An 11,468-nucleotide genomic window follows, 5' to 3' on the forward strand; every position below is an offset into this window, starting at 1 on the left:
CCCGACCTTCCCTCCCTCCTCGGGCGGGGCGCCCACCCAAGCAGCACGTGGCGTGAGGAGGTGCAATCATGAGTCAAGTGATCTCGCTGGCGTTTTCGGTCGCGTTCGTGGCGCTGTTCCACAACGCCATCAAGGCGAGCCCGTCGGCGTTCTACGTGCTTGCCGCGGCGACGGCGTGCTTCGGCGTGTACTTCACGTACCATCCCGTTGCCGACGGCTTCGTGCGCGCGGCGGCGTTCGCGATACAAAAGGGGCAGGTGGGATTCGCGTTTCTCGCCATCGTGATGTTCGTGGGGGCGTTTCGGGACGGTTCGGCCGTGCGCAAGGCCTTGCAGCCTGTGCGCGGGGAGCTCTCCATCGTCGCCACCATCCTGATGATCGCCCATGTCGTCCCGTATCTGGCGAGCTACGCGGGCATGGTGGGGACGCTCGGCTCGCTCAGGCCGACCGTGATCGCGTCGTTGGGGATCGCCGTGGTGCTCATCGTGCTGCTGGCCGTTCTCGCGGTCACGTCGCTGCAAGCGGTCAAGCGTGCGATGAAGGCGAATTCGTGGAAGCGTGTGCAATGGCTAGCATATGCGTTCTTCGCGCTGATATTCTTCCATATGCTTGGCTATATGATGGTACCCGTTGCGGCGGGGTCGCCGGATGCGTCGGCGGCGCTCGCGTTTTACGGTATGGTGTACGCGTCCTACGCGGTTGCGCGCGTGAGACGAGCTTGGGCTGACAAAAGAGGAGGGCACACATGGTTGACGACATGAACGGCGGCGAGGCGCGTGCGGCTGCGTGGGAGCTGGCGGCGTTCAGCTTCCGGTATCCGACGGAGGAGCTTGCCGAGGCGGTGGCGTCCGGCGAGTGGACCGATGCGGCGCGCGAGGTCGCGGAAGCGCTGGGACTTGAGCTGCCGGAGTCGTTCGGCGCGGGCGAAGCCGAGAGCGTGCAGGATTTGAAGGCGCTGCGCGTTGAGGCGACGCGCCTGTTCGTGGGCTCGCCCCAGCCGGCGGTCAGCCCCTACGAGGGCGTGCGGCGCGCGGAGGAAGAAGGCGTGCAGGCGCTCCTGTTCGTGAACCCGCACTCGATGGCGGTGGAGCGTTTCATGAAGTCGTGCGGGTTGGCCAGGCCCGAGGGGACGAACGAGCCGCTCGATCATATCGCGACCGAGTGCGAGCTGCTCGAGCATCTCGCCCTTCGCTCGCTGGGCATCGCGCCGGACGACGAGTCGCCGCTTCCCGCAAGCGCGGACCTGCCCGGGGGATCGCCGCAGGCGGCGTACGAGACCTTCCTCGCCGAGCACGTGGCGGTGTGGGCGCCCGGCTTCGCCGCCGCGGTGGCCGCCGAAACGCGTCTTCCGTTCTACCGCGACGCAGCCGAGCTGCTGAAGGTTCTTACGGCGTAACAGGCACGCGAGAAGCGCCTCCGCATTCGGAGGCGCTTCTCGTTACGGCTGGTAAGGAGGCACGGGCGGCATCGGCGCCTGCGGCTGGTAGGGCGGCGTGCGCAGCTTGTTGAGGTACACGGCCGCGATGATGAGCAGCGCCATGGTGATGAGGTTGCCGCCCAGCAGCGAGAGCGCGGCGCCGGCGATGGCCCAACCGAACGCGGTGCCCAGCTTCTCGGGGCGCGCGGACGCCTGCAGACCCATGATGCCTGCGACCAGCACCACGCCGTGGCAGATGACCAGCCAGATCACGCCGATGCTGGCCAAGCCCAGCCCGAGGGCCGTGAGCACGGCGGCTGCTTCCGCGTCGGAGCTCGACGAGAACCTCTCGACGAAACCGGGATCGTTGTGCGCGACGATGAACGACGAGCCGGGGTCGCTCAGCACGGCGCCGCCGATGCCCAGCACGACGAGCAACAGCAGACATCCTGCAAGCGCCAACGCTGACAGGACGATCACGGCGATGCTTACACCTCTCACCAACCGCGCATCGGGGTTCGGCATAGGGTATCCTTTCCTGAGAGTATCGCTGGTAGTAGTATACGATACGTTGCACTACGAAAAATCAACGGGACGTGAACGCACTGCGGAAAGGATCGTCTATGGAGAACTTCGAATTCGTGTCGCCGACCCACTTCGTGTTCGGCAAAGGCGCGGAGGAGCAGGTGGGCGCGAAGCTGGCCGAGCGCGGGGCGCGCAAGGCGCTGCTGCATTTCGGCGGGCAGAGCGCGGTGAAAAGCGGCCTGATCGATCGCGTGAAGGCGTCGCTCGACGCGGCGGGCGTCGAGCATGTGGAGCTGGGCGGCGTGCGCCCGAATCCCGAGATCACGCTTGTGCGCGAGGGCGTGGCGCTGTGCAAGGAGCACGGCATCGACTGGGTGCTCGCCGTGGGCGGCGGCTCGGTCATCGATTCGGCGAAGGCCATCGCCGTGGGCGCGCACTACGACGGCGACGTGTGGGACTTCTTCGAGACGAAACGGCAGACGAACGACGTGCTGCCCATCGCCGTGGTGCTCACCATCCCGGCTGCCGGCAGCGAGGCGTCGAAGAACACGGTGGTGTCGAACGACGAGCTGCAGATGAAGTCGGGTTACCCGAACAACGCGCAGCGCCCGAAGCTCGCGTTCATGAACCCCGAGCTCACGTTCACGCTGCCGCCGTTCCAGACGGCCGCGGGCCTCACCGACATGTTCTGCCACCTGCTGGAGCGTTTCTTCGACGACGTGGGCGCGGTGCCGGTGACGGACAACCTGTGCCTGTCGCTCATGAAGACCGTGCGCGCCGAGGCGCCGCGCGTCATGGTGGAGCCCGAGAACTACGATGCGCGCGCGAACGTCATGTGGGCGGGCATGCTGTGCCATCAGGGTCTCGCCGGCGTCGGCCGCCACGAGGACTGGGCGACGCACGGCCTGGAGCACGAGCTGTCGGCGCTCTATCCCGAGATCACGCACGGTGCGGGCCTCGCGGTGATGTTCCCGGCCTGGATGGAGTTCGTCTACTCTGAGAACCCGGCGCGCTTCGCCCACTACGGCCGCGAGGTGTTCGGCCTGGCGCCCACCGGCGACGTCGACGCCGATGCGCTGTCGGCCATCGACGAGACGCGCTCGTTCTTCGCCTCGCTCGGCATGCCCCTCACGCTGGCGGAGCTGGACATGGAGGAGGGCGACATCGAGAAGCTCATCCCCACGCTCAAGGAGAACAAGGGCGAGCCCTTCGGCAGCTTCAAGAAGCTCACCATGGACGACGCCCGCGAGATCTACAAGATCGCGCTGGTCTGACGATCGGCAAATGCTGCGAGAGCGGCTTTCGCGAGATCATTCGACGTCTCGGCGGCGATGTAAGGAAATACCAATTTTTCGTAATATCTCATACTCGCGCATGCGAAGCGCGCACGGTACACTTTGAAGAGGCGTTTTGTCGTTTCCCATCAAGGAGAGTGATCGGCGTGTTGAGGTCAAAAGGGGAGATGGATGCGAGGGGGCGTGGCGTTTTCTCTGTTTTCGTGAGCATGTCGCTCGTCTTTGGTTTGTGCCCGGTCGCTGCATTTGCGGAGGAGTTGGGGGGAGACGCGCAAACAGCCGCTGTTCAAAAGGCCGACGGCGAAGGCGACAAGGTGTCTGTTGCGGACGAGGGGGCGAACGACGCCGATGTCCCTGTATCGGAAACCCAGGACGGCGCGAACGTTCCTCAGGCACTGCCTTTCGAAGGTGAGACAACAGCCGATGATGCGCAGATCGAGCAGTCGACGGCAAGCGTGCAGGAAGCGGCGGATGCTGATGGTGCGACAGAAGCGTTGAGTGCCGAAGAAGTTGACGAAGACGTTGCAAGCGAGCTGGACATTTCCACGCTCGCCATTCCCGATATCCCCGATAGCTCCGAGACCGCGTCACTTCCGCTCGAAAGGCCATTCGGTATCGGGCTGGCTGCGATTGAGGGCGTAGATTCGGAGATGCAGGTGTTCGGCGAGTCCGACGAGGATGCGCAGGTCTTCGAGCAATCTGCGTCGAAGACCGCTACCGTCGATGGCGTAACGTACACCTATCAGAACACGACCGGCAATTACGGGACGGGTGTTTACATTGTCGATGCCACCTGGTCTTACGGAATCACTATTCCCGAGAAGATCGACGGTGTCGACGTAGTGTCCTTTAATGCCTATCCGGCATCCCAGACTGGTCAGATGTACCATCTGGATGCATCGAAGGCAACTGCTCTGGAGTGTCTCTCAACACAGGACTTGATGTCGCTAGATGTGTCGAACAACCCTAAACTTAAAGAACTGATGTGCGCGGGTGGAAGCCTTGACAGGCTTGATGTTGGTAACTGCACGTCTTTGGAAAGGTTGCAATGCTCATATAACCGCCTGACAACGCTCGACGTGTCCCGCAATCCCAATCTAACGAATCTCTACTGTACTAACAACTTCCTCACCCATCTCGATCTTTCAAAGAATACGAAGATCACCAACAAAGGTACGCACTATTATCCTAACCTACAATGTACGTATAACCTGCTCGACAACGCGAAAGATCTGGTAGCGAAGTACGGTACCGAGATGGATACCGGCAATCTGTATGACGGCATGAGCGCGGCAGTGCTCCCCCAATGCTACAAAACCGCTTCAGGGTTGGTGTATCGAGTGGAGAACTACTGGAATTCAGGACCCGAGCAATCTCAGATTAAGGTCACAGGGTATATAGGGTCGTCCAAAAAAGTCTCCATTCCTAAAACGCTTCCTGTCCGCTATGATGCAAAAACGACGTGGAGTATTGCCGTCAAGCAAGTGGATATGGTGCTAGGGCGTACGGGCAGCCGTATCATTGAGACGCTAGATGCGAGCGCGGCTACCGAGCTTACCAAATTCTGGTGCCCAGGCTGGGACATTCGCACCCTCTCCCTCCCCAAAGCTTCCTCCAAGTTGACCGATTTCGATTGCGAACAGAACAATCTCGGGACACTCGACCTCTCCAGTCTTCCCGACCTTGAATGGCTTTACTGCGCGGGGAACAATCTAACCGTGCTCGACGTAAGCAAGAACTCTAAGCTCGTCAACCTCTCATGCGGCAAAAACACCCATACGGATCTGGGTGAGGGCGAAGTCTTGCGAGGCAACGACCTGGTTGATCTCGACCTGTCCGCCAACGGCAAGCTGGAATACGTGATCTGCGACGGCAATGGTCTCAACACCGTCGATGTGAGCGGGTGTGTGCGGCTTCTCAACTTCGGCTGTTATGAGAATTCGATAACTCAAATTGACGTTTCCAAAAACCCAAGACTCGGATGGCTCAGCTGCTGGGGCAACCTTTTGACAAAGCTCGATGTGTCAGCCAACAAGGCACTCAAGGAACTCTATTGTTACGATAACTACATCGCCGACACGAAGGTTCTTACGGATCGCTTTGGGACGAACGACAAGGTGGTTCTGCCTCAGTACAAGAGTGTGCCGCCATCCCGTCTGGCAGGCGACATCGCCTTGGACACGATGGCTGCCATCACCAAACAGGGTTTTGACTCGTCCGGAACGGTGATCGTTGCTACAGCCGGTGGCTATTGGGATGCATTGGCGGCCTCGTCGCTGGCTGGCGTGAACTACTGCCCCATCCTTCTAACCGATGGGAATGCGCTCTCGACCCAGACTTCCTCCGAGATCAAGAGGCTGAAGGCGAGCAAGGTTTATATTGTGGGCGGCGTGGCGGCTGTGTCGGCCAAGGTGGAGTCGTCTCTGAAGTCTCTATCTGGCGTGAAGACCGTGAAGCGGCTCGCGGGCGGTGTTGCGGTCGACACTGCTCTCAAGATCTTCGAGGAAGGCAAAGGTTCGTGGGGAACCACGGCCGTCGTGGCTACGTCTGAGACGTTTCAAGACGCGCTGTCGGTGTCGCCCTATGGTTTCGCCAAGCGCGCCCCTATCTTCCTGGCGAACGCCTCCACTCACAAGCTTGACTCCCATGTGCTCGCGGCACTCAAATCCGGCGGGTTCTCACGCATCGTTATAGTGGGGGGTACTGCAGCCCTGTCAAGCCAGCTTGAGTCCCAGCAGCTCAAGGGTTTCTCGTGTGTGCGCCTTGCCGGCCCGACCGCTTACGAAACCTCCGGAGCGATTGCAAAGTGGTGCCTTGGCGAGGGCATGACGGCCGCAAATGTCGGCATAGCCACCGGGGACTCCTACTATGACGCGCTAGCGGGTGCCGCTTTCTGTGGCAAGAACAATTCGGCGCTCGTGCTTGTATCCGATGGCTATCGATCGAACGTGGACGGCTTCTTGAAAGAGAACAAAGCAAACGTCCTGCGCTCCTTCGTGTTTGGTGGTCCCGCCGCAGTTTCACCCAAGACATATAGCGCTATTACAGCAGCGCTAAGATAGGCATCTGCGGTGCCGCTTTCGTACGGGTCTTATGATTTTGTTGGCTCGTAATTCAATCTTGTCGCAGCCTTGATCAATGCCTAGGCCAAGGCTGCGGCATGCTGAGCATTAGTGCGATGCTTAGTAATGAAGCTTTAAAACATGCACACCAGCTTCGATAAAATGATGAAGACTCGTGCATAAAAACGTCTCGTGAGGCTCCTGTCGCTCTTTCGATTCTTTAGGCTGTCTGGAAGGCTAAAACTAGGGGTTGTGCGCGACGAGATTTAGTTCGCAGGTTTCGATCCAAAAGCATCCGTTCGAACAACACGTTGTTATTTCCCAATCAATGCGCTTGTAGATAAAAAAATCAGTTGAATATAATGGAAGGCGAGCCGCAGCTAACTCCCCACGGCTCTCGAATCGCTTCGGCGGTTTGGCTACTTGGTTACGGCTCCTTGTCCTTGCGGATCGGGAGCCGCTCCCTTATTGCGGTCAAAAACCCCAGCAAACTGGAAGCGAACGCAAGGATCGCCCGTCCCTACAAAAAGCAGCTTGCTATGATCACGATGGCGGTGGTCAGCAGGCCCGACACCGCGATGGAGACGCCGCTCATGGCGCCTTCCAGCTCGCCCATCTCGAGCGCCTTCGTCGTGCCCACCGCGTGGCTGCACGTGCCGATGGCCACGCCTTTGGCGATGCCGTCGCGCACGCGGAACAGGCGCGCCATGAGCGGTGCGGTGATGGCGCCCAGGATGCCGGTGACGATGACGGCCGCCACGGTGATGGACGTGATGCCGCCCAGCTGCTGCGACACCGCGATGGCGATGGGTGTGGTTACCGACTTGGGGATGAACGACAGCGCCAGCGTGTCGTCGAGGCCCAGCAGCTTGCACAGCGCGTAGGCGCTCGTCATGGACACGACCGAGCCCACGAGGCACCCGGCGAAGATGGGGACGAAATGGTCCTTGAGCGTTTGGCGCTGCCGGTACACCGAGTACGCCAACGCCACGGTGGCCGGTCCCAGCAGAAACGAGATGAGCTGCACGCTCTGCTCGTAGGATTCCAGGGGAATGCGCAGCGCCACGAGCGCCGCGATGATGAACGCGACGGTGACCAGCAGGGGGTTGAGCAGCGGCGATTTCACGCGCTCGTACAGCAGCACGGAAAGCTTGAACACCGCGAACGAGGCTGCGGTTCCCAGCGCCAGGGTCAGCGCAAGGTACACCATCGGGTCCATGCGCCTACGCCTCCTCGTCGGCCGTGCGCGCATCGCGCTTCGCCAGCAGCCGCGACACGAGCATCACCGTGTACGACGTCGCCAAAAACACGAGCACCGTGGTGATCACGCACACGAGCGCGAACTTAGCCGCATTGCCCTCGAGCAGGGAAAAGCATCCCATGATGGCCACGCCGGCCGGGATGAAGAACAGCGACATGTTGTCGAGCAGGCAGTCGCACGCGTCGCCCACATGGCGAGCTTTCAGCAAGCCCGTGCCCAGAAGCGCGAGCAGCAGCACCATCCCCACGATGTTGCCCGGTAGCTGGATGGGCAGCACCGAAGCCAACGCGCACCCCGCGGCGTACACCGCCACCACCACGCCGAGCTGCACGACGAGGCGCGCCCCGCGCTTGCCGGCCCGTCCGGCCTTCGTCCGCCACGAGGCATCGTTGGGAGAGGGCGCGGAGGCGCACCCGGAGACGCCCGAAGCGGCGTCGGTCAGCTGTTCCATGATTCGAATTCCTCACCAGTATGCGGATCGGCGCGGCTCTTCGCCCTGCGCCTGCGACCCGCCCGTCTTAGTCGCGCCTATTGTACGGCTGCTCCTGGGCGCAGGGGCGCGCTGCACTCAGAATTCACGCAAAACGAAAGCGGCACCGTCGAGTTTCGACGGTGCCGCCCGCGGCCCAGAGGGGGCCGGATGCTAGTCCTTGTTGCCAACCAACGCGTTTACCAGCGCCGATACGATGCTGATGACGATCGACGCCACGAACGCGCTGCCGAACGAGTCGATGACAAGCCCCACCTGGAATATCCCGTTCGCCAGCCACGCGGCGATGTACAGCATGAGCGTGTTCACCACGAGGTAGAAGATGCCCAGCGTGATCACGCTGATCGGGAGGCTGAGCACCTGCATGATGGGCTTGATGCTGATGTTGATCAGCGACAGGATCAGGCCGAAGATCGCGATGCCCACCCACGCGTCGGAGCCGCCGAGCAGCTCGATGCCGGGGACGATCCACACTGCCACGCCCACGGCGATAGCGGTGACGAGCCAGCGGATGATGAAGTTCATGACGTGCTCCTTGATATGCGGCGATACAACCGCACTACTATAGCACGCCGTCATCGGCAGGGGGCTTATCGGTCACGCAGCCGTAAACCGCATGCCCTGGCGGCCCGTGCGCACGGGCCGCCAGGCTGGCGAAACGTTACAGCACCTGGATCGTGCCGGTGGCCATGAGGGCGATCGACACCACCATGAGCACCACGATAACGGCGGCTATCGCCTTGTCCGCCACGTTCGGCAGGATCTTCTCGCCGCGCTCGCGCTGGCCGAGGGCGTACACGATGATGCCCGGCGCGAACAGGATGGTGGTGATCATGATGCCCACCAACCCGGCCGCCCACACGAGGAACACCGTGTACACGAAGCCCACGGTGCCGAACGCGCGCGCCTTTTTGACCTGGTCGGGCGTCAGGCGTTCCTTCTTCCAGGCGATCTTCATGTAGTAGGCCGCCGAGCATACGTAGGGGATGAGGATGGTGGACACGGCGCACGCGTAGAAGAACTGGTACGTGGATGACGAGAACACCGACACGATGAGGAACAGCTGCGTGATGCCGGCCGAGATGAGCACGGTCACGATGGGCGCGCCGTTCTTGTTCGTGCGCGCGAACGACTTGGGGAACACGCCCTGGCGCGCAGCCTCGAATGGCGTCTCGGCCGCGATGATCACGTAGCCCAGCATCGCGCCCAGCAGCGACAGCACCACGCCGAGGTTCACGATGCCCGCGCCGACGGGGCCGATGGCGTGCTCGAGGATGCCGGCCATCGAAGGGGTGGCCAGCTGGGCCATCTGCTCGCGCGGCATGACGCCCATGCTTTCGAGCGAGATGGTGAGGTACAGCACGAACACCGAGATGAAGCCGATGACCGTGGCGCGGCCCACGTCGCGGGCGTACTTCGCGCGTCCCGAGATGACCACGGCGCCCTCGATGCCGGTGAACACCCACACGAGCGCGATCATGGTGGAGACGATCTGCTGTCCCAGGTCGGGTCCGCCCGGCTCGCCCCAGAAGTTCTCCATGAAGATGGCGGGGTCGAACTTTCCCAGCAGCGCGATGGACAGCACGAACAGCGCCAGCGGCACGAGCTTCGCGATGGTGACGACGACGTTGATGCCGGCCGCCTCCTTCACGCCGCGCGACACGAGCCACACGAGCAGCCACAGAAACGCCGAGGCGCACACGCACGACAGCAGGTTGTTGCCGCTTTCGAACGGGTGGAAGAAGTACCCGAGCGCCGAGAACAACAGGATGGCGAACGACACGTTCGACAGGCATGCCGACACCCAGTAGCCCCAGGCGGAGTTGAACCCGACGAAGTCGCCGAAGCCCGCCGCCGCGTACGCGTAGATGCCGCCGGTGAGGTCGGGCCGGGCTTGCGACAGCCCGTTGAAGCACATCATGAGCGAGAACACGCCGACGAAGCAGATGGCCCAGCTGATGAGCACGGCACCGGTGCTGGCGCCGCCCGCGGCCATGTCGCCGGCAAGCGCGAAAATGCCTCCGCAGATGCTGGCCGTGATCACCATCATGGTGAGGCGGAATAGGTCCAGGCCGTTCGGATCGATGATCTGGCCTTTGTCGGAGGCTTTCAAGGCAGCGCTCGACATAGCCCCTCCTTTCAAAGGGGTCGAAGGGAATGCTGACGCACGGCGCAGTGCGGTGCGCGCGTCGAATATGGAACGGCGCGCCGGGCGAAGCCGCAGCGCGCCGTATGCGGCGATGTGAAGAGGGGAAGAGGGTTTCTGCGGCGTCGGCCGCAGAAACCCGTCAGGTTAGAAGCGCAGCGACAGGCAGCTCAGGCCGCCGTCGAGCTTGCGATACTCGGACGTGTCCGCGGTCAGCGTCTCGTAGCCGGCGTCCTGCACGGCCTTCAGCACGGTGGGGTAGCCCTCGGGCACGATGACGGTGCCGTTCACCCAGATGCAGTTCGCGGCGTACGCCTCGTCCTCGGGGATCTCGATGCGGTTGTACTGCTCGAAGTCGGGCTTCGTCACGAACTCGCCGGACACCAGCATGTTGCCGTCCTCCAGGTAGTTCACGCCGGTCTTCAGGTGCAGCACGAACTCTAGCGGCACCTCGGAGCCTTCGAGGCCCCAGCCTTCGAGGATCTCGAAGAACTGACGCAGGCCCTCTTCGTTCGTGCGGGCGGAGCGGCCTACGTAGAAGTGATCCCCCACCATCATGACGTCGCCGCCGTCGAGCGTGCCGGGGCTCACGATGTGCTTCACGTGCTCGTCGTCGAAGAACTGGCGCACGGCCGGCTCGATCTCGTCCTTCTCGCCGTTGCGGCTGTCGGCGCCCGGGTTCGTGATGATGGCGCCCTTGCGCGTGATGACCGCGGGGTCCTCGACGAAGCAGGAGTCGGGGAACTGCTCGAGCGCGGGCAGGACGGTCACCTCGACGCCGCACTCCTTGAGGGCCGCGATGTAGTCGTCGTGCTGCTTGAGCGCCAGCTCGTAGTCGGGCTTGCCCAGCTCGGGGGCGGAGGTGATGCCCTCGACCATGGACTTGGCAGGACGGCGGACGATGACGTTGGAGAACTTGGTCATAACGGAATCCTTTCGTAAGAGATTATTTCCGTTCGTTCCTATGCCGCACATTGTATTCTGTATATTGTATACAATCAAGGGGAAGCGGAAAGTTTTTGGAATTCGTTGAAAAGAGGGACGCGCCGACGAGGGAGGGGTGAGCGGGGTCGCGGGGAAGAGGGGCGGCGATAGGGGCGGGGGCGATGAGAGGGGCGAAGACGGGGGCGACGATGGGGCGGTGAAAAGCGAGGCGATGAGGGGGTCGGGGAAGAGGGAGCGGGGAAGAGGGACGCGCCGACGAGGGACGCGCCGACGAGGGAACGGGAGCCGCTCAAGAGAACGGCGACGAAGAAGGCGACGATGGGGGCG

At 62.2% G+C, this 11,468-nt stretch carries 10 protein-coding genes; 4 read left to right on the forward strand and 6 right to left on the reverse strand.

The features are described 5' to 3' along the window. Positions 1 to 68: 68 nt before the first annotated feature. Together H8S61_RS15500 and H8S61_RS15505 are read left to right on the forward strand one after the other, a co-directional pair. The gene (locus H8S61_RS15500; RefSeq protein WP_186939620.1) at positions 69 to 761 is read left to right on the forward strand and encodes a ferric reductase-like transmembrane domain-containing protein; all 693 of its coding nucleotides are present in this window, start codon (positions 69 to 71) and stop codon (positions 759 to 761) included. Continuing rightward, positions 746 to 1,396 carry a TorD/DmsD family molecular chaperone gene (locus H8S61_RS15505; protein WP_186939621.1) on the forward strand — a complete coding sequence of 217 codons (651 nt, stop codon included), beginning with the start codon at positions 746 to 748 and terminating at the stop codon, positions 1,394 to 1,396. Before H8S61_RS15500 ends, H8S61_RS15505 begins: the two co-directional genes overlap by 16 nt. Positions 1,397 to 1,438: 42 nt before the next feature. On the opposite strand, the gene H8S61_RS15510 is transcribed toward H8S61_RS15505, so the two are convergent. Then, entirely contained in the window at positions 1,439 to 1,942 is a 504-nt protein-coding gene (locus H8S61_RS15510) for a hypothetical protein (protein WP_186939622.1), read from the reverse strand. A gap of 98 nt (positions 1,943 to 2,040) precedes the next feature. Here H8S61_RS15510 and H8S61_RS15515 point away from each other — a divergent pair, with 98 nt between their 5' ends. Together H8S61_RS15515 and H8S61_RS17795 are read left to right on the forward strand one after the other, a co-directional pair. Continuing rightward, the gene (locus tag H8S61_RS15515) at positions 2,041 to 3,216 is read left to right on the forward strand and encodes an iron-containing alcohol dehydrogenase (RefSeq protein WP_186939623.1); all 1,176 of its coding nucleotides are present in this window, start codon (positions 2,041 to 2,043) and stop codon (positions 3,214 to 3,216) included. A gap of 158 nt (positions 3,217 to 3,374) precedes the next feature. Next, the gene (locus tag H8S61_RS17795) at positions 3,375 to 6,299 is read left to right on the forward strand and encodes a cell wall-binding repeat-containing protein (RefSeq protein ID WP_186939624.1); all 2,925 of its coding nucleotides are present in this window, start codon (positions 3,375 to 3,377) and stop codon (positions 6,297 to 6,299) included. A gap of 520 nt (positions 6,300 to 6,819) precedes the next feature. Here H8S61_RS17795 and H8S61_RS15525 read toward each other — a convergent pair. From H8S61_RS15525 to H8S61_RS15545, 5 genes are all read right to left on the reverse strand, one after another. Next, positions 6,820 to 7,518, reverse strand: coding sequence for an LrgB family protein (locus tag H8S61_RS15525; RefSeq protein ID WP_160940996.1), 699 nt, complete (start codon positions 7,516 to 7,518; stop codon positions 6,820 to 6,822). A gap of 4 nt (positions 7,519 to 7,522) precedes the next feature. After that, positions 7,523 to 8,011 carry a CidA/LrgA family protein gene (locus H8S61_RS15530; RefSeq protein ID WP_154332425.1) on the reverse strand — a complete coding sequence of 163 codons (489 nt, stop codon included), beginning with the start codon at positions 8,009 to 8,011 and terminating at the stop codon, positions 7,523 to 7,525. Between the two features lie 192 nt (positions 8,012 to 8,203). Beyond that, a complete protein-coding gene (locus H8S61_RS15535) occupies positions 8,204 to 8,575 on the reverse strand; it encodes a phage holin family protein (protein ID WP_154332424.1) in 372 nt (123 codons plus the stop codon). A gap of 136 nt (positions 8,576 to 8,711) precedes the next feature. Next, positions 8,712 to 10,178: a basic amino acid/polyamine antiporter gene (locus H8S61_RS15540; protein ID WP_186939625.1), complete on the reverse strand. Its 1,467-nt coding sequence runs from the start codon at positions 10,176 to 10,178 to the stop codon at positions 8,712 to 8,714. Between the two features lie 165 nt (positions 10,179 to 10,343). After that, positions 10,344 to 11,120, reverse strand: a complete 777-nt coding sequence (locus H8S61_RS15545) for a dimethylarginine dimethylaminohydrolase family protein (protein WP_186939626.1) — start codon at positions 11,118 to 11,120, stop codon at positions 10,344 to 10,346. Positions 11,121 to 11,468: the final 348 nt, after the last annotated feature.

The organism is Eggerthella hominis (assembly GCF_014287365.1).
Taxonomy (GTDB): domain Bacteria; phylum Actinomycetota; class Coriobacteriia; order Coriobacteriales; family Eggerthellaceae; genus Eggerthella; species Eggerthella guodeyinii.